A 26,228-nucleotide genomic window follows, 5' to 3' on the forward strand; every position below is an offset into this window, starting at 1 on the left:
CATGAACGAGAAGCGGAAGATACCGCGGATCATGGACCTGCGCGGCACCTACAAGGGGGGAGGGGGGCCGGACAAGACGGTACTGAACTCCGCGGCGCTGCACGATCCGGAAAAGGTCCATGTACTGGTGACCTACCTGAGGGCTCCCTGGGACGACCAGTTCCAGATCCCGGAGATGGCCGCGCGCCTGAAGATCAACTACGTTGACGTGCTCGACCGGTCCTTTCTCGACCTGGAGTGCCTGCGGCGCCTCGCGGCACTCGTGAAGGAGCACCGGCTGAACGTCGTGCACTCACATGACGACAAGACCCTCCTGTACGCCTGGCTTCTGAAGCTCCTCATCCCCGCCGTAAGGATTGTGCACACCTGCCACTCCCACGCGGTGGGGGAGCGGCACTGCTTCCCGTGTCTTTCCTCATTCCTGCGCTTCAAGGGAAGGCAGCGGATGCAGATCTTCCTGATGCGTCGCCATCTGCAGCCGGTCCTCGCCGTCTCTGCCGATACCGGTCGTCGCCTCGTCGCCAGCGGCCTTCCCGAGGAAGGGGTGACTGTCCTGCACAACGGCATCGACACGAGCCGCTGGTGCCGCGACGACGCCCTCCCGGTGCTGCGCCGGGAGCTCTCCCTCCGGGAGGGGCGGCTCCTGGTGGGGACTGTGGCGCGGATCACCCCGGAGAAGGATCTTCCGACCTTCTACGACGTCGCGGCACTCGTCGCCCGGAAGCTCCCCGGCACCCTTTTCGCCGTCGTCGGGGACGGGTACGGAGACGAGCTCGCGGTGGCCCGCCGGGAGGTCGCGCGGCGCGGGCTGGAGAAGACGGTTCACTTCACCGGTCACAGAAATGACCTTCCGGATCTGTACGCCTCCTTTGACGTCTTCCTGATGACCTCCGTGACGGAGGGGATGCCTAACACGCTTCTGGAAGCGATGTCCATGGCGGTCCCTTCGGTGGCGACCGCGGTGGGAGGGGTTCCGGAGCTGCTGCAGCACGGCAGGGGGGGCTTCCTCGCTTCCGCCGGAGACGCGGAGGCGCTTGCCCGCCACGTGCTGACGCTGCTGGAGTCGCCGGAGCTGCGCAAGGAGTTCGGTGCCGCATGCCGGGCACGAATCGAGGAGAGATTCGCGTTCGACCGCCGGGTGCGGCTCATGGAGGAGTATTACGCCTGGTTTGCTGGGTGCGGCTCGCTGCCGGACCCGGTTCCCGCATGGAGTGGCTTTGCCGATGAAAGCTAAAGAGATCTGGGTGATGGAGAGGGACGGGGTTGCTCGTGCCGGGGAACCGGTGCGGGTCTCGGTGCCGTTTGCCAGGGGGGAAGCGCCGGAGGAGTCGGGGGTGCGCCTCCTCGGGCCCGATGGGAAGGGGTGCCCGGTGCAACTGGACGTGCTGTCCCGCTGGCACGACAGTTCGGTGAAGTGGCTGCTGTGCGACTTCTTAGCCTCGGTTCCCGCTGCGGGAAAAGGGGTGTACCGACTTGTGGCCGGAGAGGCGGCCCCACCCCCTGCTCCGGGGATATCGATCGTGCCGGGAGAAGGGAGCTGGACCGTCGATACCGGCGTCGCCCGCTTCACCGTCGATGCACGGAAGCTGCGCCCCTTTGCCGCCGTTACCGCCCGCGGCGCCCGCTGCCTTGCCGATAGCGGCGGGGTTTGCGAGCTCATCCTGCCGGACGGCGCACGGCACCCGGCGCTGGTGGAGTCGGCAGCTCCGGAATGCGGCGGCCCCCTCCGCGCGACGCTCGCTCTTGCAGGGCGGTTCGACGGGATCGCGAAAGCCCTCTTTTTCTGCCGCCTCCACTTCCATGCCGATCGCAGCTACGTCGGAATCGACTTCACCCTCCACAACCCGTGCGCCGCGACCCACCCGGGAGGGATCTGGGACCTCGGTGACCCCGGCTCACTCCTTTTTTCTGAGCTTTCGCTCCAGCTCCCTTTCCCGCCGGACTGGAAGCCGATGCTGGAAGTCGCAGCGGAGCCGGGGGAGGTGGTAAGGATCGCGGGAGAGAAAGGGGCGGACCTCTCCATACGGCAGGAGTCGAGCGGTGGCCGCAGATGCCTGAGCCCCAACCACCGCACGGCGCAGGGGCCGAGCTACGCCTCAGGGCGCGGCTACCTTCTGAAAAACGGAGAGCGGGTGCTCAAGGAGGGGGACCGTGCCACCCCTTCCTTCTGGTGCGGCTTCGGCGAGCGGGGAATCGGGGTCGTTCTTCCCTGCTTCTGGCAGGAATTTCCGAAGGAGATTTCGGCAGGCGCGGATCTCCTGAAGGTTTCTGTTTTCCCTGCCGGCTCTCCGGCACTTCACGAACTGCAGGGGGGGGAGCAGAAGACGACGCAGATCCGGGTTGACTTCGACTGTCTGCCGCGCGAGCTGGAGTGGATGAATCGACCGCTCCTTGCTGTCGCCGCACCTGAAGCGGTGCTGGATGCGGCGGTTCTTCCGGACCTTCCCCCTCCCGAGGGGGGGGACGATCTCGTCGACCGCTACCTCTCCTCGCCGCAGGAGCTCGCCGAAAAGCGGGAGGAGATCGACGAGTACGGCTGGCGCCACTATGGCGAGGTGTACGCCGACCACGAGGCGGTGTATCACCAGGGGGAGGATCCCTTCATCTCCCACTACAACAACCAGTACGACCTCTGCGCCGGGCTCTACCGCAAGTTCCTGGCGACAGGGGAGCCGGGGTGGGGGGAGCTCGCGGGGGATCTCGCCCGGCATGTGCTGGACATCGACATCTACCATACCGACGGCGACCGGGAGGAGTACAACGGCGGCCTCTTCTGGCACACCGAGCACTACATAAGCGCGGGGCTCGCCACCCATCGCACGTTTTCCAGAGAGCACCTCGAGAGGAAGGATCCACGCTTCTACGGTGGGGGACCGGCAGCAGAGCACTGCTACACGACCGGACTCCTCCTGCACTACTGGCTGACCGGCGACACCCGCTTCCGCGATGCCGTGGTATCCCTTGCGGACTGGTGCTACCGGTCGCTCTCGGGCGTCCCCTCCCTTCTGGCGGTCCTCAAGAAAACGCGCAGCTACCTGTCGCTTCTGCACCTCCGGCGGGGAGCCCCCTTTCCGCGCTACCCGTTGAGCCGCGGCACCGGAAACGCCCTCAATGCCGCTCTGGACGCCTTTCGCGCCTGCGGTGATCGCCGCTTCCTGGCACGCGCCGAGGAGCTGATCGGCGGCTCGATCCATCCCGATGATGACGTTGACGCAAGAAATCTGCTGCAACCCGAGGTGGCATGGTCGTACTCCGTCCTTCTCAACTCGGTCCTGAAATTTCTGGATCTGAAGATGGAGCTTGAGGAATGCGATGGCGGCTTCGCATTCGCAAGGGACGCTCTCCTGACCTACGCCAGATGGATGGCCAAAAACGAGTATACTTACCTTCAGCGTCCGGAAAGGTTGGAGTATCCAAATGAGACGTGGGCGGCGCAGGAACTCCGCAAGAGCGTGGTGCTCTACGGCGCTGCGCGGCATGCCCAGAACGAGGCACGGGACGCGTTCCTCGCGAAGGCACGCGAGCTGGCGGACGCTGCGGTGGTCGACCTCTCCCGTTTTTCAACCAGCAGGTGCACGAGACCTCTGGCGCTGATGCTGCAAAACGGCTGGGTAGTCCCGGCGCTCTCCACGGTGCAATTGCACGACATCGCCGTCGCAGCACACGGGAGAGGGGAGGGGGCACCGATCCCGCGACTTGGCGTCGCGTCGGTCTCGGCGAGGGTACTCTCTGAGCTTGCCGTGGCACTGCGCGAGACGAGCCTGAAGCGGGAGCTTTCCTGGCTCAGAGCAAGACTGTAATCGCATACGGAGGGGAAGGATGCATCCGTGGTTGAAGCAAGCTCTCTGCCGGGTTCCGGTAGCATTTGGAGTGGACAGCGCTTTCCGGTACCTGAACCGGAACCGGCTCCTCGTGGTCATGTACCATGGCGTCACGGAACGTCTCTTCGATCCGCCGGTCTGGACGCAGCTTCCGGTCGACTCCTTCAGGCGCCAGATACTCTTCCTGCGCGACCATTACCGTCTGGTGAGCCTTGCTGAGGTAGTGGCGGCGCTTACCTCCGGGACTCCTCTCCCCGAGCGGGCGGCGCTGATAACCTTCGATGACGGCCTGAAGAACAACTTCAGTGTCGCCTTTCCCATCATGCAGGACCTGCAGGTTCCCGCCGGAATCTTCCTCACTGTCGATCTCATCGGCACCAATGAAATCCTCTGGTTTGACGAGCTCTATCTCCTCATTACGACCGGGTGGCAAAGGGGAATCCAGCTCCCCCTTCCAGGTGCGGAGGCGCAGCGGTATTACCGCGCCGGAAAACTGTGGGAGGCCTATGTCTCATGCGCGGAGGAGTACAAGCGTGCGGGGGTGAAGGTGAGGGAGATGCTCATGACCGGATTGCGGCAGTCGGTGCCGCTCGATTATTCAGAATATCTTGCTGATCTCGGGCTGCTTGACTGGGACGAAGTGCGCTACATGCAGCGCTCGGGCCTGGTGGAGTTCGGGATGCACACGGCGACGCACAGGATTCTCGCCGAGATGGATGACGACGAACTGCACGGGGAGATTGTGGCACCGAGGAAACGGTTCAGGGAGACGCTGGGGCACGAGGCGGAGGCATTCTGCTTCCCGAACGGGAAACCGGGCCTCGACTTCCAGGAGAGACACCAGGAATTCCTGCCCCGCGCCGGCTATCTCTGCGCCTTTACCACCGACAGCACCCTGTACGACCTGAGCGGCGGAAACCGGTTCGGCATCGGCAGGGTCCCCGCCGGAAACGACGGCACCTCATCCCCAGACATCTTCAGACTGAGCACCTGCGGCGCCTTCTCTCTCTTGCGAAGCATTGGCCGCGGCAGGCTTTCTTGCAGCAATCCCGGAGCAGTCGGAAGGAAGGCGGGGACTCCTCGCGTGGAGGGAGCGTGATGGGCGGCGCAACTATCGACATTGTCGACGACGCCCTCGGGCTGGACCGCCTGCAGCCGGAGTGGGATGTGCTTCACGCAGCCCTGAAGGATGACGCTACCTTCTTCATGTCTCATCCCTGGTACCGCTGCTGGTGGGCTCATTTTGGCGGCGGCGGTGCGCTGCAGGTCCTCGTGGTGCGGAAAAGCGGGGAGACGGTCGGCATCTTTCCCCTGATGCGGCATCGCGCCTTCCTGCACGGTGTGCCGGTGCGCGCTCTCTCCTTCCTGGAGAACGGAAACTCGCTGCACAACGAGCCGCTGGTGCTGCCGGAGTGCCGGGAGAAGGTGCTGGGGGAGGTGCTGGGATACCTGTATCGGCGCCGTGACATGTGGGACGTGTTGCAGCTGAAAAACATACCGGAGGAGTCGGAGAACTGCGCATCCCTTCTCCGCCTTCTCCTCGAGGACCGGAGGAAGTTCCAGTCGCGTCCCTCCTTCGCATCGCCGTACATCAATGTCTCCGGGACGTGGGAGACCTTCCTTTCCAGCCGCTCCGCCAGGGCGCGCAAGACATTGCGCAACATCGAGAACACCATCTGCCGTCACGGGCGCCACGAGATTGTTCAGGTCACGACTTGGGAGGCGTACCGCGACGTCAGGGCCGAAATCGAGGACGTGGCAAGAAGCAGCTGGACCGACAGGGTCGGTGACTCGCTGGCGCAACCCGGGAACGCGGCCTTCTTCGCCGATCTCGCATGTGTGGCGGCGGCGCGGCAGGCGCTTTCGTTGTGGATCCTGAAGCTGGAGGGGAGGACGGTGGCCTTTGAGTTCCACCTCCGCAGCGGCGCGACGGATCATGCCCTGCGGGCGTCCTATCACGAGGAGTATGCGCACCTGTCCCCGGGAGCTTTTCTGGAGATGCAGATCCTGAAGAAGTTTTTTGAGGTGCCAGCCGGGATACGCCGGATCGATTTCGGCGGCAGCTTCGATCGGTACAAGAGGCGCTGGAGTGACAGCGCCAGGGCGCACGTCTCCCTCACCGCCTTCCACGGAGGGATCGGGTCCACCATGGCCGCCCTTCATGAACTCGGGACCGTGGCGCTCCTGAGAACGGTGCGTGACAAGGTCCGGCTGATGCCGGAGATACTCGGAGGTGCACGTACATGACGAGTATGCGGCGTATCAGGAGCCTTCTGGGGCAGGGCAAGAGGTATCTCTTCACGCACAACAGCGCGATGTGGTTTTGCGGAGCCGCGGCGGGGCGCGCGCAGTGGCGGCCGGCGGAGGGGATCCGGATAGAGTTCGATGATTTCGCCGCCTCCTGCGTATACCTGCAGAAGGAGGCAGCCCGCTTCCCCTGGATCGCTCCAGGCGCGGAGCTGGAGGCAGCGCGCCGTTGGGGGCACCATTACCCGCTCATCTACCGGGGCGGAACGGCAGCAGGATATATAAAGATCGCACTGCAGAAGGTGTACGTGCAGGACTTCGATGCGCTGATCCCGCTAAAGGATGACGAGGCCTTCGTCTGCGACACCTACATCGCGCCGGAATTCCGCGGCAAGGGGCTCTCCCGGGAGCTCGTCCTGGGGACCCTTGGGTGGCTCGCGCAGAGCGGCGGGCGCTATCTCTTTTGCCATATTCCTGAGTGGAACGCCGCGTCGCTGAAGCTCTACACAGGGTGCGGCTTTCTCCCGGTGAAGAAGATCAGCCACCTAAGGGTCTGCGGCTGCCGCTACTTCACGACCACTCCTGAGGAGGTCCTTGCGGCTGGGCGCCTGCTGCACGGGCACGAGGAAGCGCGTCCGCTGGTGGTTGGGGAGGGCGCGTCGTGACTCGGGATGGAAGGGGAGAGCGTGCAACGAGCGATCTGGCTCGGGAGACACGCCGCTGCGGAATCGGAACGATCTCGCGGGAAGAGGTGCCATGGGGATGGAGGCTGGGTCGCCGCGGATTTCTCGCTCTCATGGCTGCTGCCGCCTTTTTCAGGGGAGGCGTCAAGAGAGAGGCATTTGCGGCGACCTCTGTACGTGGCAGGAGCCGCGTGATCACGGTCCACGATCCGCGTGCTTCCGCTGCCGGAACTGGCTTCGACAACGCCGACGTCGATGCCGATGTGGTGCGCGGGATGGTGCAGGAGGGTGTCCTCGCCTTCACCGGCGCTCGGGATCTCCAAACTGCGTGGCGGCAGATCATTCCCGACCCGGCGAAGCGGGTGGCGATCAAGGTGAACTGCCAGATTGAGGCGGTGTACACGAAGTCGAAGGTGGTGCAGCCGATCGTGGAGGGGCTTCTTGTGGCAGGTGTCGCGGCGGGGAACATTGTGATCTACGACATGACAGACCACGCCTTTCACCTCGCCGGGTTCCGGCGCAACTCCGGCCCCGGCGTGAAGGTCGGCACCGTATCTGACTTTGGCGGGTACTCCCGCTTCTACAATCATCGCCTTGCCCGATTGCTGTGCAACGACCTGTCCGGCGGGCTTCTGCCTCTCCCCGGTGTGCGGTTTCACTGTGACTACCTCATAAACGTCCCGGTGCTGAAGGCGCTGGACGGGTACTGCGGCGTCACCCTCAGCATGAAGAACCACTACGGGAGCATCGCGAACCCGGGTGAGCACCACAAGGACATCATGGAGCACATCCCCCTTGTTAACTCCCTTCCGGAGATACGGGAAAAGACGCGGCTCGTCGTTCTCGATGCCATCTTCGGCTCCTATCGCTGGGTGAATGGCCGGGATCAGAAGTACCTGTCGCGGGTCGACCGGCTGCTTCTCTCCGATGATCCGGTGGCGGTCGACGCAGTCGGGTGGCGGCTCATCGAGAAGCTGAGGAAGGAAAATGGAATGGCAGCAGTTGCCCCTCCCCCCCGCTACATACAGAGAGCTGCCGAACTTGGCATAGGCGTCGCGGATCCTTCAAGGATAGAGCTCGTTCAGATAACGATGTAGACGATGGAGGAAGATATGTACTCCGGGTTTTCCCTCGAGCTTTTGCAGCAGATCCTTTGTCCCATCGATGCGGGTGCTCTCGTGCTGGAAGGCGCGCTGCAGGATCCGGTTCTCAATGGGTGCGCCCGCTGTGTTAGATGCGGGCTTCTCTACCGGGTCGAGAGTGGCATTCTCATTCTCCTGGAGCACCAACAAAAGCTCATGGATCCGGAGAGCGTCCGTGAGGCTGAGGCACGAGACGTCGACGCGGAGAATTACCACACCTACTGCAGTGAGGTCGGCGACAGGAAGGAGATCCCGCCGACTCTCTGCATGCTCGGCGAGCTCGAGGGTAAGAGGGTGCTGGAGCTTGGCTGTGGCACCGGCAGGTACTCTGTCTACCTCGCCGGAAGATCGGCATCTTTCACCGGAGTGGACTTCTCCCTTGACTCTCTGAAGCTTCTGGCGGCGGCCATGCCACAGGGGGGGAGGAGGGGGCTCGTGCTGGCGGACGCCACGAAGTTCCAAACCTCTCCGCACTCATTCGACCTCGTGCTTTGCGCCCAGGTGCTGCAGCACGTTCCAACTGCTGCGCTGCGCGAAGACCTGTACCGCCACGTGGCGCAGCAGCTTACCCCCGGCGGCGTCTTCGTCTGCAACGCATATCACCATCACCTCAGCTGGCGCATGCAGGGGCTGCCGAAGGAGGGGCGCCACGAGAGCGGGATCTTCTATCACCGCTTCACGAGGAAGGAGCTCACCGAGGAGATCGGACGACACCTGATTGTGCGGAAGTCACATCCGATCTCCGTGCACATCCCCTTCTCCGGACGTCTTGGCCTTAACGACCTTTGGCTCTCCCGCGTAGTGGAGAGGGTCCCGCTTTTGAACAACCTCGGGGAGTTGATGCTGGTGAAGGCGAAGAAAGGGGAAGTGGCTGCCGATGGGGAAACCACATTTTCGGAGGAAGTATGAATCTGATTCGTGGCATGGCAGAAGAGGTTATGGGGAACGTGAAGAGGGAGCTTTGCCATCGAAGGGTGCAACCAACCTGTGCCCTCGCCTTTCTAACCTATCGCTGCACTAACTGCTGCAAGACGTGCAATCTCTGGCAGTTGGGGAAGGATGGCAGGGATGAGATGGATCGGGCTGGGTGGATGACGGCGGTGAAGAACCTGGAGCGCCTCGGCGTGCGCTCCCTGGAGATCTTCGGAGGCGATGCGCTGTTGCGGAAGGATGTGCTCTTTGACCTCATCCGTGAGTGCCGGATCAAAGGGATCACCACGTTCCTGCCCACCAACGCGAATCTGTGCGACAGCGAGACCCTTAAATCCCTCATCGATTCCGGCCTAGACATGCTGTACTTCTCCGTTGATGACCTTGATGAGGCCCATGATCTGGTGAGGGGCGTATCGGGAAATTTCGCGAAAATTGCAGTGGCGATAGAGGAATTCTTCAGGCTGCGAGGTGACAAGACTGTGCCTCGGCTTGGCATCGTAACCACCCTCTCCCGGATGAATTTCCGGAACTTCCCTCGCCTCGTCGAATTTCTGGAAAGCTATCCGATATCAGCGATCTACCCGCGCCCGCTGGCGGAATTCTCGCCGGAGAATGTCGCCGGCTCTCTGCTGGATGGATCCCGCCCGGAGCCCTTCTTCATGCCGACAGATGGTGAATCGCACCTGATCACCCCGGGCGAACTTGCCGAGTTCAAGGAGATGGTCAGACGGGCGCAAAGCCGCACCAGCCGCGTCTATGTGTGCTGGAAGACCTACTACTCCACATCAGATGCGACGCACCTGAAGGGTGAGTATCCCCACGCCAGCTGCCGCGTCGCGACCACCCTCATGACAATCGCTCCTAACGGCGACGTTTCTCCCTGCCCGTTTTACCGATGTTACCACCTCGGGAACATAGCCTTCGGCGAAGCGACCGGGATCTGGGGGACAGCGAAGCACCGCAGATTTATTGCCGCCCAGCAGAGCGCGAAGCTGCCTATCTGTCTCAACTGCAACCTCAGGCCGTACCACGACTCGTCCCTCCTTGAGACCGCAAGATTTTACGCGGTCCGCGGTGCCGAAAAGGCAGGCTTGTACTGCAGGTTCTAGGGAGGCGTGATGTTGCGACCGAAGAAAGATGCTTACAATCCGAGTCAACCTCTCTCCGAAGGTGGATACCACGGGCACACCAGCGACTCCGGGACGGAGCCGCTTCCCCTGTCGCCTATGCAGCTCTGCGTAATGCACGTACTCTACTCTCTCGGGGTTGGGGGGGCCGAAAAATTGGCCTACGACATGGTTGCCAGCCTTCCCGCGCACCGGTACCGGCCCATAATGGTTTGTGTCGGTCAAAGCGGCCCCCTCGCCGAAAGGGTCCGCGCGAGGGGAATCACCCTCTACCTCCGTCCTGACAGTATAAAGGATCGGTGGGGCACGGTGTCCTGGCTGAAAGCGATCATCGAGAAAGAGCGGGTGGCGGTGGTCCACGCCCATCAGTACAACCCGTTGCACTACTCGGTTCTGGCCACCCTCGGCAGACCAGAGGTCAATCTCGTGTACACCGAGCACGGGCGGATGTACCCGGAGCGCTTGAATTGGAAGCGCTACCTGACGAACCGCCTCTTTGCCACGAGGGTCAATCACCTCGTCTCCATCTCCAGCAGCACACGGCTCGCGATGGTGCGATACGACAACCTTCCTGGACCCCGCATCTCCGTCATTCACAATGGAGTGGAGATCGACGAGGTGGGCCCGCAGTTTGATCTCAAGGAAAAGCGCCGTGCACTTGGTATCGGGGAGGGGGCTCGCGTGATCGGGACGGCCAGCCGCCTAGAGGAGATCAAGAACATCCCGACGATGCTGAGAGCTTTCAGGAGGGTGCTTCAGGCATTCCCCGACTGTGTCCTGCTCGTTGCCGGCCACGGTACGCAGCTTGAGCGTCTCACCGCCCTTGCCACCGAACTGGGGATCTCCGAGCGGGTGCACTTCCTGGGCCTGCGATCTGATCTACGGGAGATCTTCAAGGTCATTGAGGTCTTCCTCCTTGTCTCTTTCACGGAGGGAATATCAATTACCCTCCTGGAGGCTATGGGGAGTGGCGTGCCGACCGTGGTTTCCAGGGCGGGAGGTAACCCTGAGGTCGTTCTCGACGGGGTGACGGGATACCTTGTGGAGGTGGAAGACGATGAAGCGCTGGCGCGGCGCGTGGTCGAGCTTCTGAACGATCGGGAAAAGGCCGCCCGGCTGGGAGCCCGGGGGCGTGAGCGGGTTATCGCGGATTTCAGCTTCAGCACGATGATGGAAGCATATCTGAAGCTTTATCAACACAGGATCGAAGGAAGCCATGAGATTCGCGGATAAGGCAACGCTCAATATTCTTGCAAAGACGGCCGGGTCGGTGCTCTTGATGGTCTCGAGCGTTATCATGACCCGCTACCTCACGAAGGCCGCCTATGGCACGTACCTGCAGGCGATGCTCATAGTCAACACCGTTATCCTCCTCGCTTTCGTAGGGATACCGCAAAGCATCTACTACTACTTCCACGTCACTGCCGACAGGAAGAGGTTCATCTACAGGAACCTCCTCCTGAGCATCGCCATTGGAGGAGTGGTGGCCCTCGTCATGATCCTCTGTGCGGGGGGCATCAGCGCCCTCATGGGGAACGCCGAACTGGCAGGCTACGTCCCCTACATGGCGCTGATAATACTGCTGCAGGCTCCTCTCGGCTTCCGGGACTCGATCTTTTTCTCCTCCGGGGCGTTTGTAGCCAATTCCGGGAGCGTCCTCTGCTGCGCCCTTCTGGACTACCTGCCCCTTTTCTGGGCAGTCGCCTGCGGGTTCGGCCTCAGAGAGATCTTCCTGCTGATGATAGTCTCCAAGGCGTTGGGGCTTTTCCTCTTCTTCATCCTCCTGAGGCGGTGCTGCCTGAGCCGGTGCGGGGGCTCTCCTGCGGATACCGGGGAGCATGTGACGCTGCTGGACCAGATTCGATACGCGGTTCCGATCAGCGCAGCGGGATATCTCGGAGTGGTCGGCAGCCAGCTGGACAAGTACGTCATATCGAACGGCTTCTCCCCCGCCCAGTTTGCCGTCTACTCCCGTGGCGCGATGGAAGTCCCTTTCATTTCCACCATCACCTACCTCCTGAACGACATCACCCTCCCGCAGTACATCGCCGCCTACAAGGAAAGGAACGTTAAACTCCTTCTCGACCTGATGCACGCGAACATGGACAAGGTGGCAAAGATAAACCTCGCGGTTTTCGCCTTCCTCATGGTCGAGGCTCCACTGCTCATCGAGACTCTGTACACGAAACAGTACGCGGAGGCGATTCCCGTTTTCAGGGTATACCTGCTGTCGCTTCTCTTCGGTGTAACGGTGTACAACATGATCCCCACTGTCAGCGGCAACACCAGGATGCTCCTGCATGCCACCGTCATCAGTATCGTGACGAAGATCTCCTGTTGCCTGCTCTTTCTCAAGATCATGGGCACAGTCGGCGTGGCTGCCGGCGTCTTTGCCGGTTCTTTCCTGTACGTCGTGTACCTCCTCGGGTGCTCCGTGCGGATACTGGGGGTGAAGTGGTCTGAGATCATGCCGTGGCGCCATGTCGCGAAGATCTCAGCTGTCGCGGGTGCCGCCGGGGGCGCAACCTTCATCTTTCACCTCCTGTGGACGGGATGTGGTTTGCCTGAACGGTTGCCGGCCCTTGCTACCTTCTTTGTGATCTTTTGCTACGTCTACCTCTTCGCCCTCAACCTTGCCGGGCTCGTCAGCAGCGAAGACCATGGGTTCCTGAGAAGGTGGCTGCGGATCGATCCGTTTCTTTTCATCCCGGGGCGCAGGCGGCTCCCTGAAGCCTCGAGGGGGTAGAGGGGAGTGGTGCTGGAAGCGGTGACCGCGCTGGCAGTCGATCGATCTTGTCCTGCCGCGGCAGGGGGAGCGCGAGAGACTCTGGCGGTAGGAGACAGGCACGCGTGTCCCCACTGCCGTGAAAAACGCGAAGGCTTAGACTTTGCCGCTGTCCACGATAACTAACTGCTGCAGCCGAGCCTCAGAAACGCAGGGGAATGAAATGTCCATATCCTCCATTCTGTATCTTGCCTTCTTCCTCGCCGGAGCCGTGGCTACCATGTGGTACTCGCCCTTTTACGGCATCCTCCTGTATATGATGGAATACCTTGTCAATCCCCCTCAACGGTGGTGGTATTCGGAGCTACCGCATCTCCGCTACTCTTTTCTGGTAATGTGCCTCGTGGTGATCAGCTACCTTGGAAACATGAAGAAGTTCACTCACAATCGAGTCCTTTCGCTGCCACAGGTGAAGTGGCTGGCGGGGCTCGTGGTACTGGTGGTGATCAGTTATCTCTGGGCCGTAGATCCGGAGGTGCACCACAAGTTTGCGACACGGTACCTGAAGGTCCTGATGTTCGTCATCCTTGCCTACAAGGTGACCGACACACCGGAGAAAATGGAGGCACTCCTGGCAACATACCTGGTAGGCACGAGCTACCTCGCCCTCCTGATCTGGCAGACCGGACGGACCGGAGGGGGGAGGCTGGAAGGGATAGGGTGCGCCGACGGGAGCGATGCTAACGGCACCGCCGCGCTCCTTGCCACAGCGGTCCCCCTTTTCGTCTTCTATCTGCTGTTTATAAAAAGCAGGCCGCTGCAATTCGTATGTCTGGTGGGCCTTGCCTTCAACCTCAACGCTCTGATCCTTCTCAACAGCCGCGGGTCCTTTCTCGCCGTTACCTTTACCATCGCTTTCTTCTCCTGGAGGGTTCTGCGCGAGAAGGGGCTGATAGGGCAGAAGGCGAAAATCGTCGTGGGGGTCGTAGGCGTTGCGGCACTCTTTCTCTATCTCGCCGACGACGTCTTCTGGACCAGGATGTCTACCCTGAAGGAGGTGCAGGGCGCATCCGAGAAGGAGACCCACAGCAGGGTGGACTTCTGGCTCATGACGCCGAAGATGCTGGGTGATCACCCCCTCGGTGGCGGAGCCAGAACCTACCACACGCTGAGCCCTTACTACCTCCCGAAGGAGTGGCTGACTAACGGGAAGAGGGCCGTTCACTCAACATGGTTCGAGGTGCTCTCCGACTATGGCTACCAAGGCTTGTGCTGCTTCATCGGCTACGTCGCTTCCGTCTTCGTGCTGGCGCGAAAGACACGACAGCGGCTCTCGGCTGCTGGAGCCACCTACCATACCTTCCAGGCAACGGCACTGGAATCCTCGTGGCTTTCGCTGTTGATTGCCCTCTCCTTTATCAACGGGTTCTACGGTGAGCTTATGTACTGGCTTCCTTTCTTCATTGCAGCATTCGCCAACATCCATCTGTCCAGACCGGCGACTGTCGCGTTGGCCCCGCAGTCCTCCCTCGGATAAGCGAGCCACGACTGCAGGCAGAAGACCTCCTCACACCGCGCACCTTCGCCTCCCTCAAGAGGAGGCCTGCGGCCTGTCGATCTGCTCTCTCTCTACCGTTATGTTTGTGCAAATCGACATGAGAAACGACTGGTACAGCAGGCGGCTGCGCCCCGGGAGTCCCACCGGGGAAGACCTCGCTACCTCGTGGACTGCACGTCCCGGTGTGGGGCCCCTCTGATTGCAAAGGTCCGGGTGGACAGGGAGGCTTTCTTTGACTCGGCTGTGAACCATTTTACTGTTCCTTGACGCGTCACATCTTACCTCGAACGGGGCGCTCCTCTTTTCGAGAAGCTGGCTGCGATCGTCGGCACCTCTCTGTGAAAGGGGTGACAATTGCGGGCTGCCGACAGCGAGGACCCCTCGTCAGTGGCCCTTTCCCCCTGTTGCGGCCCCTCCTGCGCAGGAAGAGGGGGCGCGTTCTCTGGCTTTAATGTGATATAATTAATTCTTCGGTGGCTGTACTGAAAACTGGGGTTGCGCTTTCCGTTCGTCCATCTGGAGGGAAGCCAGGAGGCCGCTCCGGACTCAGAGAACGTCCGGGGGACCTTGTCACAGGGAGGGCAGACAGTGAAGATCCACAAGTACCTTTACCTCGCGGGGGTCTGGCTGCGCAACAGGAAGATCTTCGACTGCTACAGGTCTTTGAAGGAGAGTGAGAAGTACGACCTGAAGACACTCCAGGAAATGCAGCTTGCCAGACTGCAGGATCTTCTTGTCCACGCGTATGGGAGGTCTCGCTTCTACAAAAATAAGTTTGATAGTTGCGGCTTCCATCCCTCCCACATCAGGAGCCTCCAGGACGTGGAAAAGATCCCGTGCAGCACGAAAGAGGAGGTGCTGGCAAATTGCGCGGCGATTCAAATAATGGACTGCGGCGAGAGGCTCTTTTACTCGGAAACGTCCGGAAGCACCGGAAGACCTCTGGTATTCTACCGCAACCAGGAATGGGATGCGTGGCACAACGCCTCGGTGTTCAGGGGATACTCCTGGCATCAGGTTGAGCCGTGGGAGCGGAGTGGTTACCTGTGGGGCTACAATATCGCACCCGCGAAGCGTCTGAAGATGAGGCTGCTGGATTCCCTGCAGAACCGGTTCCGGCTCTTTTCCTACAAGGATGAAGATGTGGAAGAGTTTTCCAGGAAATTGCGCCATGCCCGTTTTCTGGAGGGCTACTCCTCGATGGTCTATGAAGTGGCGAAAAAGGTCAATGCGAATGCCCGTCACGGCTATAACCTGCAGATGGTAAAGGGCACCTCGGAGAAGATACTGGAGGTATACCAGCGCGAGGCGCAGAGAGCGTTCGGTAGGAGGCTCGTCAGCGAGTACGGTTCTGCAGAAGGCGGGATCATCGCCTTTGAGTGTCCCGGTCGCAACATGCATATAAATATGGAGACATCGCTCGTAGAGGTCATAGAGGAGGAGATAGTGGTGACAAACCTCGTCTCCAGATCCTTTCCCATCATCCGCTACAAGCTGGGAGACTATGTGAGGGTAGACAGGGAGACGAAATGCTCATGTGGAATGGCGCATCAAATCATTACCGAAGTAACCGGAAGGGTAGGTGCCCTGATACACGGGAAGAAGCACACATATCCCAGTTTGACGCTTTACTATGTTTTCAAGAATCTGGCAGGAAGGAATCTGGTCTACAACTATCAGGTGGTGCAGGACACGAAAGGAAAGGTTGTTGCTTATCTGGAAAAGAAGCTTGAACCGGCCGAGACCTCCCTGATCCAGGGGGAGTTCCGCAAGTACTTCTCCGACGACCTGGAGGTGGTGATACAGGATGACTGTCAGCGAAGCGATTTCAGCGGCAAGAGAAAAGATTTCATATCGACCGTCTAGCTTTGCCCCAGCATCGCAAACGCCGGCTCAATGGCGAGTAGCCATGACACCGGGGGTCGCAAGTCCGGGGAAGTGCCTTCCTCCGCCGGGACGGGGCGGATAGAGATAGCAGGCAAGGAGTAGGGCCAACAGGATGCCAGAGAACCTATGGATATCGCGTTTATAATACCAGCTAAGAACGAGGAAAAGAGGATCTCCGTTTGCCTTGCCGCCATCGAAGGCCTGAACAGGGATGGCCATAACATAACTGTTGTGGTGGTTGACAACGGCTCGTCAGACAACACGGTGGAAATAGCGCAGAGATTCCATGCTCAGGTCTTCGTGCAGGTGGGCTCCACCATCGCACAGATGAGGAATCACGGAGCCGGCCGGGTCGCGGGAGATGTCGTAGTCTTTGTTGACGCAGATGTCGTCGTTGCGAAAGACTTTCTGGTCCGGGCCCTGCCGCATCTCGAAAGGGAGGAAATCGGTATCGTCACGGGGCGCATCGACATCCCCGGTGACAGTACGTGGGTGCAGAAGGCCTGGGAACAGACCAGGAGAAAGAACAGGACGGTTGGCTACGTACAGTGGGCCTCGTCGATGAACATGGTAATGAAGAAGGAGCTTTTCCATGAGATAGGGGGGTTCTCCGAATCCCTGGTGACCTGCGAGGACGTGGATCTTTGCAGGAAGGTGACGTTGCATGGCAAGAAGATCCTTTATGATGACGAACTCGTAGTAACTCATCTGGGTGAAGCCAGGGATCTCTATGCACTGTACCTGAAGGAGAAGTGGAGGGGCAGAAGCCTCGCAAGCATCACGGTCTCGAGGACGTCGTTGCGCCAGTTTTTCAGTGTCGTTCAGTTCTATCTCTTTTCTTTTGCACTGGCTTTGAACCTTTACATTGCGGTATCTGCCGGACCTGTCCCCCTATCAGTGACACTTCCCGTGGTTCTCATGCTTCCTCTCTACAGAAGTGCACGAGCCGTGTGCCGCGGGGCAGAAGTCAGATTCTTCGGCCCCCTTATCATCGTCTGGATGGTTTATTACGTGGCCAGAAGTGCATCTCTGTGGCACGGGCATTTCCAGAAAATGTTCACTCCCCGGGGAGGGACATCATGAAGAAGTCCTTTAAAACGGCCTTTTCCCTGGCAGCTACTCTGGCGGTCTTCCTTTATGGCGGCGATAGCAAAGGAGCAAGCTGGCAGGAGGTCCTGCAAAGCCGGTACGACATCGTCGAGACCTTCGATGAGCTACGAGACTGGACCCCTGGTGGCCAATGGTACTCCGCCGCCGGTTGCCCGACCTGTCCCTCTGACACAACACTTCCCCGGAGGCTCGACGGGACGAAGTCGATCTGGGGGCTTTGGAACAACAAGGGGTTGGCCTTCCAGTACGATCCAGGGCGCGGGACCTTCGCCCCTGGTGACCTCATTACCGGTGGGACGTCCGGTGCCCGAGCTACGGTGCGGCAGGTATGGAACCTGGAGGGGAAGTGGTACATCCAGCTGACCGACGGCAACGGCGTTCGTGGAACCACGAACTTTGTGGCCGGCGAGCGCATCAGTTGCGGGTCAAAGACAGGGTCGAACCTGCAGTGGCCGCTTTTCATCGCCGACCACGGCCCAGGCAAAACCTGGCGGGGAAACGGAAAATCGCTGGTTATGGATATAGGCGACAACGACAATACCGACCCCCGGAACCCGACAATGGCGGGTTTGGGAGCGCAACGGATGGCCGCATTCCTTGGTGACGGAAGAAGTGGGAAAAGCGGCTACAAGAAGATACATGTTTTTTTCATGATGAAGGTCAGTCGCACCTTCTTCAATAAATCCCAAATGTCCGGGGCGACCTCCGTTGCCGATGGGTACGATCCGGTATCGGTAGTAAAGGTCTTTGAACTGGACTCCGGCTTCACGGGGGTAAGCCAGTGGGGAATCCCGTCAGAGGCGGCTCAGGTTTCCGGACCTGATTCCCACCGTCTCAACGAGTACGGGCTGAACTACAGCATCTTCTACTTTATGGGGGGGGGGAAGTCATTCCCTCGGAGCATATTCTTCGGGGAAGGTACCCGTGTTGCTGGCGGCGCCTCGCGCAATTACCTAGTCAGCAGAAAGGGCGGCATCAGGCCGCTACGCAGGGGTACAAGCCTGGACATCGAGTCGTATATCGCGTCCGGCGACTGGTTCGGGGTCGAGGTGGCCTCCGACATTGGCACTCCTGGCAACAACGATGGAAGCTTGGACTTCTGGATTTACGACAAAAACGGTTCCGAGAAGGGGCACTACTCGGTACGCCGCGAAAACAGGGTGATGCATTTCGACCACTTCTACAACAAGTTCGTGCTGGGGGGGAACCGGCTGAGCCGCAGCGGCAAAACCGGTGGAAACGACAGCCGGTGGTGGATTGACGATGTAATCATCAATGGCTCCCGCATCGGGCCGAGCTACTTCCTGCTGCTTAAGGGAACGACTTTGTCCACCGTCCCCTCATCCACTCCGACTAAAGGGACAATCCCCAGCGGCCAGTGAGCAGGACTCGGCCAAACAGGAGCACGTTCACAAGGAGGGTACATGCCCGGTGACGATCGCGATCTATCTTTTACCGCTGTAGGGGACCTCATGCTCGGGGACTCCGCGAAGTGCGTAGGGTTCGGCGTCAGGTCAGCCACCTCGAGATCCGGTTTTGGCTACCTGTTCCAGAAGATCTGCAACTTTCTCGAGGGTGACATAGTCTTTGCCAACCTGGAATGTGTGGTCGGCGACCACGACTTCTGTCGCTGGAGTTTCAGGAAAGCGCAGATGAGGGGAGCTCCGGGAGCAGTAACAGCACTCCGCGAAGCAGGAATCACCGTGCTCAATGTCGCCAACAATCACGCAATGCAGCACGGGGAGGTCGGCTTCAGGGCTACCTGTCGGGCCATAGAAGAGGCAGGGCTCCATGTCGTGGGACTGCGCGGCACAGGAAGGTACCTGTGCCACCCCCTGGTCCTTGATCTACGCGGGAAAAAAGTCGGCATCCTGGGGTATGGATGTACCACGGAGAACTACTGCAGAAACACCCCTCTGTACGCCCAGGGACACCCCCCCCAGATCATCGCTGACACCGCAATGTTGAGCGAGGAGTGCGACAAGGTCGTGGTCAGCCTCCACTGGGGGGACGAGTTTGTTTCGGGGCCTTCCGCGGAGATTGTCGACCTCGGGAGAAAGGTGATAGATGCCGGCGCTTGCCTTGTAGTAGGACATCACCCGCACGTACTGCAAGAAGCGGAGGCTTACCGCGACGGGATAATCCTCTACAGCCTGGGAAACTTTGTATCGGACATGCTGTGGGATGATCCGTTGCGGAAGGGGATAATTGTCACCTGCGATGTAGGTGCCACGACGCAAATCCGCAAAACCGTGCTTGTGGAGACCTGCGACGACTACAGCGTCGCCCCGCTGGCAGTTGCGGAGCACTACCCGGTTTCCCACTGCTCACGCGTTCCGGCAGAGTATGAGTCATATGTGGAGAGACTGCGCCTGCGGAACAGAAACCTTTCCCACCTCCATGTGGCGAAGAACTTCCACCGGTACAACCCCGCAATCCTGGCGCAGATAGCCTTTCAATCCCTGCGGAGCGCGCTGCATCTCCAGGACGCCAGTCCCGGGCGTCGATCCGTGCGCCACTATCCTCATCCCTGAATCTGCCAGCGGCATGGCCTCCTTTCCACCAGTGCCGCGAACCGTTGTGAAGAGACGTTTCGGTCCGAGGCCCCCTCTGCCCCGTCTCGCCCGGTAAGGAAGAGTCTTCGATTACATCCTTGCATTGAAAAGAATTTATCTTGTACTAGACTGGTCGAGATACCTGACTCATCCGGATCTACCCCACCGCAACTGCCTTCCGCTGCCTTCATACGATCATTTGAAAGGGAAAGAAATGCAGAAAAACAAGCTGCTGTTCGTCACCTTTTACTATCCGCCGGCAGGAGGCGTGGCTCTGCCAGGCTCGCAGCGGGCGGTCAAGTTCGTGCGGTACCTTGAGAAGCAGTCGGTATGGGTGCTGACAGTGGAAACCTCCTGCTATCCCCCCTTCGTCTCCCGCGACTTCGACCGCGAGGTGCCGGTCAAGGGTGAGAAGATCGCATTCGCGCGCTCCTACGACCTGTTCCAGGTGCTTCTCGCCCTGAGGCGTGCGCTCCGACGCGCTCTCGGAAGAGGGAGAGGAAAGGTGGAGGCGCAGGGGATGGCCGCGGCGGGGGGATCTGAGGCCCTTCCGCGGCACCCCCGCTCCCTGGCGCAAAAGGTCAAGGACTTCGTCTACGACCTTTGTCACTATCCTGACGGAGCGAGCGGCTGGATCCTGCCTGCGCTGCGAGCCGGCCGCAGCATTGTCAGAAAAGAGAAGATCGACCTCGTGTTAGCCAGCGGAATGCCATGGTCAGCGCTGGTGGTGGCCTGGCTTCTGCACAAGGTGACCGGCGTCAGCTTCGCCGTGGATTTTCGGGACCCCTGGATCGGCAACCCCTTCCACGAAAGCAAGGGGGTCCTCCTGGATGCTCTCGGAAGGTATCTGGAGAGGCGCATCGTGCACGATGCGGCGCTTGTCTCGGCGAATACGGAGCCTCTGCGGGACGAATTTCTGGCCCGGTATCCGGAGCAGCCCCGTTCCAAGTTCGTGGTGCTCAGCAACGGCTACGACCCGGAAGACTTCCGGACTTTGCAGCCGGATGCCGAAACGGCAGCTGAATCGGGTCCAGACCGCCTGGTCCTGGCGCACGCCGGTTTCTTGTATGGCAGGCGGGATCCCTCCCCCCTTCTCGAGGCGCTGGAGCGACTGATTGCTTCTGACAGGTGCCAGCCGGGGGAGTTCCTCTTTCTGCAGATCGGGACCGTGCAGCTGGATTACGATTTTCACGAGCGCTACCGCAGTCTGATGGAGCGGGGCGTGATGAGGGATCTCGGCCCCTTCCCCTTCGCCGAATGCCTGAGGGAACTGCAGCGCTCGGATGTCCTGGTGCTGATTCAGCCAAACACCAGGACGCAGGTACCGTCCAAGCTCTACGACTACCTGTGCCTGAACAGGCCTATCCTCACCATTACCCCTCACGACGGCGCGCTGGGAAGAATGGTCACTCAGCACCGGTTCGGGGACCTCTTCGACCAGACGGACGTGGCGGGGATCGCAGACCGGCTGCTGGAGTTGCTGGAGCAAAAGAAGATCGCCGGCACACTGCGCGCTGACTACCATGAGCGTGACTTCTACAACGTCCAGCGCATTGCAGCCGTCCTCGACGACCACCTGATCGAGGCAGCACGATCATAGAGAGCGAGGGAAGATGTCCGCTACAGCACTCTTCTTCGTCGCAGTCTTTTTCAGCGGATGCATCGCCACCGTAAGTCTGTCATCCATCTGCGCGCTTTTCTTGTGCGTGTTCAACCATCTGGTCAACCGGAGTGGGCGCTGGTGGTATGCTGGCCTCCGCGATGGTGCAGCGCCAGAAGCTCAGGAAAGTCTTCCGTGATGAGTCCGAAGCGATCAAGCCGGCGATTGGCGGCGGCAACGGTGGCAATCCTCTTGTGCTGCACGCTCCTCCTCTCCCGCCACTACCACGCCACGCCATTTACTCTCGTGCATCTGGCGGCCAAAAGAGTCTGCACGCCGATCCTTGCCCGCCACTATTCCAGCCATCTGGATCGGGTGGAGGCGATCTGCGGCTCCTACTTCCACGGCGAAAATGAGCAGCAGCCGCAGGAGAGGGGGGCACTGGCGCAAGGCGGCACCCTGCCCGCACCTGGTGCAATTCCCTTCGTCTATGAGTCCTCCCGCGCCGAGTACCTGCTGGAACTTTTGCAGCGGTTTCGCCTGAGACATCTGGTCTCAAGCGGCGCCACGGAATATGACCGGATGCTGATCCTGTTCCGCTGGATTGGCACACGGTGGGACCATGGGACGGATCCAGTGCCAGGTGGCGTTGCGACCGGGTCTCCCGCCGACATCATTGTCTCCGGTGAAAGGGGCAGGAGATTCTGGTGCGAAGTATGCGCCAGGGTGACGGTGCAGACGGCTACGGCCCTTGGCTGGCCGGCCCGCCTCGTTACCGCCTCCAGTGACGGGTATGTTTGGGAGCACGCGCTGGCGGAGGTGTGGTCCAACCAGTTCAACAAATGGTTCCTGGTGGATACCGACTACAACCTCGTGTACGAAGCCGGCGGCATCCCCCTTTCGGCTTACGAGCTGTGCCACCGCGGGGTGCAACTCAAGAAAGAGGGGTTGCTGAAGGTTCGCACCTTCGCTCCTCTGAAGCCCAGCCTGCGGGAGGTGGATCTCTTGCATCTTTACCGGTATGTTCATCTCGACATGAGAAACGACTGGTTGAGCAGGCGCTTGCCCCCCGGAAGTCCCGCCGGTGGCGATCTCGCCACCTGGTGGACTGCTCGCAGTGACCTTGGTCCTATCCTGACAGAAAAAAAACGTGTCGACTCCCAGGCCCTCTTCGACTGGCCCGTAAACGTCGTTCAGGTGCGGGCCAGGGAGGTGCGGGAGGTGGGGGGGGGCAGATATCTGCTGAAGCTGGGATTGCGCTGCTACAGTCCGTACTTCAGCCACTTCGAGGTAAAAGCCGACGGCGGAGGATGGCGGGATTGCAAGGGGAGCGGGCGTTACTTGCTGCTGGCACCGGGCAGGCATGCCGCAGAAGCCCGGGTGGTCACCGAAAACGGCGATCCCGGGCCCCCGTCGCGGATCGAGTTCACACTTCCTTGATCTCCGTGGGAAGTTGCACGTGCGGAAACCCTTTTCTGCAGATGAGTTACCCGAAGCTTTGCTTGCCGCCGCCGCAAAGGCCCACCGGCATCACATCTGACTCCATAACTTGTTAATCAAGTCAAATCCAGATCTCCTGACAGCCCCTTCGGAAACTCCCTCCTCTCCTGCCACCGCTCCCGGCAGCCTATGAAGCGAAGCGCAGCAGACCGATCCACATTTGGGAAGTAGCTAGGCCGGTCGATTAGCATTGTGTACGGGCTCGGCCGTTCAACGAGGAAGTGCCCCATCACGTTGTATGAACTCAACCTGCCCATGACCCCCTTCCTTCCCACGCCCTTCCTTTAGCTATGCAACCGACATAAACATTGACCCCGATTACGGCGAAGGGGGCGCACGCCTGGCGGCAGCCGTCTGCCTGTTCGGCATCTCGCATCCCCGGGCAAAGGGCTGAGCTGGCGCGGAATTGGGCGCGGCGGGGAAACGGATCGCGGTTATGGCAGTACATGGATGCTGCCCTTTCGGGTGTTGGCAAATTTTAATATGTCAAGGGGTTGAGAGTGCTTAGTTGGAGCTAATGCGTTTCTTTTGTGACGTGGGACACAGACCAATGGGGCTTGGTTGAGCATAATGCCCAAGTTATTTCGTACCGAATGGGGGGCGCCGAAGCTGGTCGCCCTGAGGGGGGCGGTTGTGGGGTGCTACCGGAACAGGTGCACCTGAAACCTAAGCTCGGGTGTGAGGAAGACGTCTTCTTCTTCATGCCCATCAGACGAGGTGCTGATGACGAAGTTTCTGAGATCGACGTTTACTGTTGTAGCAGGGCTGGCCTTGCTCTTTGCCAGCACGGAGGGGAAGGCGGCCACATGGCAAGAGACCCTGGACTCCAAGTTCGACATCGTTGACACATTCGACGAACTGCAGGATTGGACACCTGGTGGTCAGTGGTATTCCGGTGCCGGTTGCGCCACCTGTCCCTCCAACTCTTCCCTTCCGAAGAAAATCGATGGCAGCAAGTCCATCTGGCAGCTCTGGAACACCAAAGGGTTGTCCTTCCAGTTCACTCCTGGCAGCGGAACCTTCGCCATAGGTGACGTAGTCACGGGTGGGACTTCCGGTGCCACGGCGACGGTGCGCCGGGTCTGGAACCTCGACGGCAAGTCTTACATTCAAATCACTTACGACAACACCGCCAGGGGCACCTCCAAATTTGTGGCGGGGGAGCGCATCAGCAGCGGGTCTAAGACGGGGACGAACCTGCAGTGGCCGCTCATGATCGGGAACCACGGCGCCGCCTACACCTGGAGGGGTACCGGAAAATCCCTTGTTCTGGACATAGGGGACAACGACAACCTCAAAGCCACCGACCCGACCATGGCGGGTCTGGGGGTGCAGCGGCTGGGGACCTACTTCGGTGATGGTACTAACGGGAAAAGCGGCTACAAGAAGGTCTATGTCTTTTTCATGATGAAGGTGAGCCCGACCTTCTTCAACAAGTGCCTCGATCCCGGGACCACCTGTGTCGCTGGCGGCTATGATGCGACCAAGGTAATAAAGGCTTTTGACCTCTGCTCCGGCTTCACCGGCGTGAGCGAGTGGGGAACCGCTGCAGACAGGGCTTTGGTTGACGCCAGCTGGGCCTACCGTGTCCCCGAGTACGGAATGAACTACAGCCTCTTCAACTTCATAGGCGGAGGGCTCTCTAACCCTCAGAACCTCTTTTACGGGGAGCATAATCGTGTAGCTACCGGCACCGCCCCCAACTACACAGTTGCCAACATCGTCAACAACCGGCCGCTGCGTAGCGGCACCACCCTGGACATCAACTCCTATATCAGCACCGGCGACTGGTACGGCGTCGAGCTTGCCGCGGACATAGGGACGAAGGGGAACAACGACGGCAGCACGGACTTCTGGATTTACGACAAAAATGGTGTAGAGAAGGGTCACTTTTCCGTTACGGGCCAGAACCATCTGATGTACTTCGATCATTTCTACAACAAGATCACGCTCGGTGGTAATCGCCTGAGCGGCCACGGCCTCACCGGCGGGCTGGACAGCCGCTGGTGGATAGATGACTTCATCATCAACGGATCCCGTATCGGTACCACTTATTTTCAGCTGCTTTCGGCCCAGGGGAACGCTGACGGCACCGCTCCGACTGCGAGCATCTCGGCTCCTGCCGGCGGGAGTACCGTGACCGGCACCACCACCGTCTCCATAGGTGCTTCCGACAACGTCGGAGTGAGCAAGGTGGAACTGTACGTTAACGGCGTGCTCCAGGGGAGCGACACTGCTGCTCCATACGCGGTGAGCTGGAACACAGCGAACGTGGCGAACAGTACCTACACCTTGACGGCGAAGGCATATGACGCCGCCGGTAACATCGGCCAGTCGGCTCCTGTCAGCGTCACTGTGAAGAACGTGGTGGGGGATACCACTGCCCCGACGGCTTCCATCAGCGCCCCGACCGCCAATGCGACCGTTTCCGGCACCACGCCGGTCTCGATGACTGCCAGCGATAACGTGGCGGTAAGCAAGGTAGAGCTGTACGTCAACGGAGCGTTGTATGGGATGGACGGAACGGCTCCCTACAGCATGTCATGGAACAGCGCTTCCTATCCCGACGGCGCGTACACCCTGACCGCGAAGGCGTACGATGCCGCCGGAAACGTGGGTACCTCCTCCGCAGTGAGCGTCAACGTCAAAAACACCGTGACCGCGACCAAGTACTCCCTCACCGCAAGCGCCGGCACGGGGGGGACTATCACCCCTGCGGGTACCACAAGCGTGACTTCCGGGGCCAGCCAGACCTATACCATCACCCCGGCGACCGGCTACAAGATCTCTGCGGTGAAAGTCGACGGCGCCTTGGTGGGGACGGCATCCAGCTACACCTTCTCCAACGTCACCGCGAATCATACAATCGCGGCGAGCTTTACCTCTACCACGGCGACTACCGTATTTGCGGTAAACTGCGGCGGCTCCCAGTACACGAGCACCGGCTCTGTCTCCTACTCGACTGACACCAGGTACACCGGTGGTGCAGCCTCCACCACGACCTCCACCATCACCGGTACTACCGACCAGACGCTGTACAAGAGCGAGCGCTGGGGGACGAGCTTCGGCTACAACATCCCGCTGCCGAACGGGACATACTCCGTGACCCTCAGGTTTGCCGAGTTTGCGTACAGCACAGTCGGTTCGCGCGTCTTCAATGTGGCGATTGGCGGCTCCACCGTTATCAGCAATCTCGACATCTACTCCAAGGTAGGGAAAAATGCTGCCTACGACGTGACCCTGCCGGTGACGGTGACCAACGGCACGATGAATATCCAGTTGAGCGGAAAGGTCGGGAATGCGAAGATCAACGCCATCCAGGTCAGACGCGTATAACCGG

General features: G+C 60.3%; 19 protein-coding genes. 18 read left to right on the plus strand and 1 reads right to left on the minus strand.

All coding sequences use genetic code 11. From position 1 onward, the window contains the following. The first annotated feature begins 1 nt into the window (after position 1). From LPW11_RS14630 to LPW11_RS14705, 16 genes are all read left to right on the plus strand, one after another. Positions 2 to 1,234, plus strand: a complete 1,233-nt coding sequence (locus LPW11_RS14630) for a glycosyltransferase family 4 protein (RefSeq protein ID WP_230994613.1) — start codon at positions 2 to 4, stop codon at positions 1,232 to 1,234. Beyond that, entirely contained in the window at positions 1,224 to 3,800 is a 2,577-nt protein-coding gene (locus LPW11_RS14635) for a hypothetical protein (protein WP_230994614.1), read from the plus strand. The genes LPW11_RS14630 and LPW11_RS14635 overlap by 11 nt, the downstream gene beginning before the upstream one ends. Positions 3,801 to 3,819: 19 nt before the next feature. Then, positions 3,820 to 4,920 (plus strand): polysaccharide deacetylase family protein, encoded by a 1,101-nt coding sequence (locus LPW11_RS14640; protein ID WP_230994615.1) that lies wholly within the window; start codon positions 3,820 to 3,822, stop codon positions 4,918 to 4,920. Continuing rightward, a complete protein-coding gene (locus LPW11_RS14645) occupies positions 4,920 to 6,068 on the plus strand; it encodes a GNAT family N-acetyltransferase (protein WP_230994616.1) in 1,149 nt (382 codons plus the stop codon). The genes LPW11_RS14640 and LPW11_RS14645 overlap by 1 nt, the downstream gene beginning before the upstream one ends. Next, positions 6,065 to 6,733, plus strand: a complete 669-nt coding sequence (locus tag LPW11_RS14650; protein ID WP_230994617.1) for a GNAT family N-acetyltransferase — start codon at positions 6,065 to 6,067, stop codon at positions 6,731 to 6,733. The genes LPW11_RS14645 and LPW11_RS14650 overlap by 4 nt, the downstream gene beginning before the upstream one ends. Next, positions 6,730 to 7,848, plus strand: coding sequence for a DUF362 domain-containing protein (locus LPW11_RS14655; RefSeq protein ID WP_230994618.1), 1,119 nt, complete (start codon positions 6,730 to 6,732; stop codon positions 7,846 to 7,848). The genes LPW11_RS14650 and LPW11_RS14655 overlap by 4 nt, the downstream gene beginning before the upstream one ends. A 15-nt stretch (positions 7,849 to 7,863) precedes the next feature. Beyond that, the gene (locus LPW11_RS14660) at positions 7,864 to 8,802 is read left to right on the plus strand and encodes a class I SAM-dependent methyltransferase (RefSeq protein ID WP_230994619.1); all 939 of its coding nucleotides are present in this window, start codon (positions 7,864 to 7,866) and stop codon (positions 8,800 to 8,802) included. Further along, positions 8,799 to 9,935 (plus strand): radical SAM protein, encoded by a 1,137-nt coding sequence (locus LPW11_RS14665; RefSeq protein WP_230994620.1) that lies wholly within the window; start codon positions 8,799 to 8,801, stop codon positions 9,933 to 9,935. Before LPW11_RS14660 ends, LPW11_RS14665 begins: the two co-directional genes overlap by 4 nt. A gap of 132 nt (positions 9,936 to 10,067) precedes the next feature. Continuing rightward, positions 10,068 to 11,186, plus strand: a complete 1,119-nt coding sequence (locus LPW11_RS14670) for a glycosyltransferase (RefSeq protein ID WP_269145421.1) — start codon at positions 10,068 to 10,070, stop codon at positions 11,184 to 11,186. Then, positions 11,170 to 12,699, plus strand: coding sequence for a lipopolysaccharide biosynthesis protein (locus LPW11_RS14675; protein WP_230994621.1), 1,530 nt, complete (start codon positions 11,170 to 11,172; stop codon positions 12,697 to 12,699). Before LPW11_RS14670 ends, LPW11_RS14675 begins: the two co-directional genes overlap by 17 nt. Positions 12,700 to 12,901: 202 nt before the next feature. Continuing rightward, complete coding sequence (locus LPW11_RS14680; RefSeq protein WP_230994622.1) at positions 12,902 to 14,215, plus strand: O-antigen ligase family protein; 1,314 nt, start codon at positions 12,902 to 12,904, stop codon at positions 14,213 to 14,215. 609 nt (positions 14,216 to 14,824) lie between these two features. Beyond that, positions 14,825 to 16,102 carry a phenylacetate--CoA ligase family protein gene (locus tag LPW11_RS14685; protein ID WP_230994623.1) on the plus strand — a complete coding sequence of 426 codons (1,278 nt, stop codon included), beginning with the start codon at positions 14,825 to 14,827 and terminating at the stop codon, positions 16,100 to 16,102. Positions 16,103 to 16,249: 147 nt separating this feature from the next. Beyond that, positions 16,250 to 17,206: a glycosyltransferase gene (locus tag LPW11_RS14690; RefSeq protein WP_230994624.1), complete on the plus strand. Its 957-nt coding sequence runs from the start codon at positions 16,250 to 16,252 to the stop codon at positions 17,204 to 17,206. Then, on the plus strand, positions 17,203 to 18,615 hold the full coding sequence (locus LPW11_RS14695; protein WP_230994625.1) for a hypothetical protein: 1,413 nt from the start codon (positions 17,203 to 17,205) through the stop codon (positions 18,613 to 18,615). Before LPW11_RS14690 ends, LPW11_RS14695 begins: the two co-directional genes overlap by 4 nt. A gap of 42 nt (positions 18,616 to 18,657) precedes the next feature. Continuing rightward, positions 18,658 to 19,767 carry a CapA family protein gene (locus LPW11_RS14700; RefSeq protein WP_230994626.1) on the plus strand — a complete coding sequence of 370 codons (1,110 nt, stop codon included), beginning with the start codon at positions 18,658 to 18,660 and terminating at the stop codon, positions 19,765 to 19,767. 235 nt (positions 19,768 to 20,002) lie between these two features. Further along, positions 20,003 to 21,388: a glycosyltransferase gene (locus LPW11_RS14705; RefSeq protein ID WP_230994627.1), complete on the plus strand. Its 1,386-nt coding sequence runs from the start codon at positions 20,003 to 20,005 to the stop codon at positions 21,386 to 21,388. A 122-nt stretch (positions 21,389 to 21,510) separates the two neighbouring features. Here the strand turns inward: LPW11_RS14705 and LPW11_RS14710 are convergent, their stop codons facing one another. Then, positions 21,511 to 21,651: a hypothetical protein gene (locus tag LPW11_RS14710; protein WP_230994628.1), complete on the minus strand. Its 141-nt coding sequence runs from the start codon at positions 21,649 to 21,651 to the stop codon at positions 21,511 to 21,513. On the opposite strand from LPW11_RS14710, the gene LPW11_RS14715 reads away from it, so the two are divergent. Then, positions 21,629 to 22,828, plus strand: a complete 1,200-nt coding sequence (locus LPW11_RS14715) for a hypothetical protein (protein ID WP_230994629.1) — start codon at positions 21,629 to 21,631, stop codon at positions 22,826 to 22,828. The two genes, LPW11_RS14710 and LPW11_RS14715, sit on opposite strands and share 23 nt — an antisense overlap. A gap of 783 nt (positions 22,829 to 23,611) precedes the next feature. Continuing rightward, positions 23,612 to 26,224 carry an Ig-like domain-containing protein gene (locus LPW11_RS14720; protein ID WP_230994630.1) on the plus strand — a complete coding sequence of 871 codons (2,613 nt, stop codon included), beginning with the start codon at positions 23,612 to 23,614 and terminating at the stop codon, positions 26,222 to 26,224. The last annotated feature ends 4 nt before the right edge of the window (positions 26,225 to 26,228 follow it).

The sequence above is a fragment of the Geomonas sp. RF6 genome, assembly GCF_021044625.1.
GTDB lineage: Bacteria > Desulfobacterota > Desulfuromonadia > Geobacterales > Geobacteraceae > RF6.

Excerpts from the sequence above, each read along its gene's own strand:
- LPW11_RS14630 (WP_230994613.1), top strand. The coding sequence starts at position 2 with ATGAACGAGAAGCGGAAGATACCGCGGATCATGGACCTGCGCGGCACC.
- LPW11_RS14635 (WP_230994614.1), top strand. The coding sequence starts at position 1,224 with ATGAAAGCTAAAGAGATCTGGGTGATGGAGAGGGACGGGGTTGCTCGT.
- LPW11_RS14640 (WP_230994615.1), top strand. The coding sequence starts at position 3,820 with ATGCATCCGTGGTTGAAGCAAGCTCTCTGCCGGGTTCCGGTAGCATTT.
- LPW11_RS14645 (WP_230994616.1), top strand. The coding sequence starts at position 4,920 with ATGGGCGGCGCAACTATCGACATTGTCGACGACGCCCTCGGGCTGGAC.
- LPW11_RS14650 (WP_230994617.1), top strand. The coding sequence starts at position 6,065 with ATGACGAGTATGCGGCGTATCAGGAGCCTTCTGGGGCAGGGCAAGAGG.
- LPW11_RS14660 (WP_230994619.1), top strand. The coding sequence starts at position 7,864 with ATGTACTCCGGGTTTTCCCTCGAGCTTTTGCAGCAGATCCTTTGTCCC.
- LPW11_RS14665 (WP_230994620.1), top strand. The coding sequence starts at position 8,799 with ATGAATCTGATTCGTGGCATGGCAGAAGAGGTTATGGGGAACGTGAAG.
- LPW11_RS14670 (WP_269145421.1), top strand. The coding sequence starts at position 10,068 with ATGCACGTACTCTACTCTCTCGGGGTTGGGGGGGCCGAAAAATTGGCC.
- LPW11_RS14675 (WP_230994621.1), top strand. The coding sequence starts at position 11,170 with ATGAGATTCGCGGATAAGGCAACGCTCAATATTCTTGCAAAGACGGCC.
- LPW11_RS14680 (WP_230994622.1), top strand. The coding sequence starts at position 12,902 with ATGTCCATATCCTCCATTCTGTATCTTGCCTTCTTCCTCGCCGGAGCC.
- LPW11_RS14690 (WP_230994624.1), top strand. The coding sequence starts at position 16,250 with ATGGATATCGCGTTTATAATACCAGCTAAGAACGAGGAAAAGAGGATC.
- LPW11_RS14695 (WP_230994625.1), top strand. The coding sequence starts at position 17,203 with ATGAAGAAGTCCTTTAAAACGGCCTTTTCCCTGGCAGCTACTCTGGCG.
- LPW11_RS14700 (WP_230994626.1), top strand. The coding sequence starts at position 18,658 with ATGCCCGGTGACGATCGCGATCTATCTTTTACCGCTGTAGGGGACCTC.
- LPW11_RS14705 (WP_230994627.1), top strand. The coding sequence starts at position 20,003 with ATGCAGAAAAACAAGCTGCTGTTCGTCACCTTTTACTATCCGCCGGCA.
- LPW11_RS14720 (WP_230994630.1), top strand. The coding sequence starts at position 23,612 with ATGACGAAGTTTCTGAGATCGACGTTTACTGTTGTAGCAGGGCTGGCC.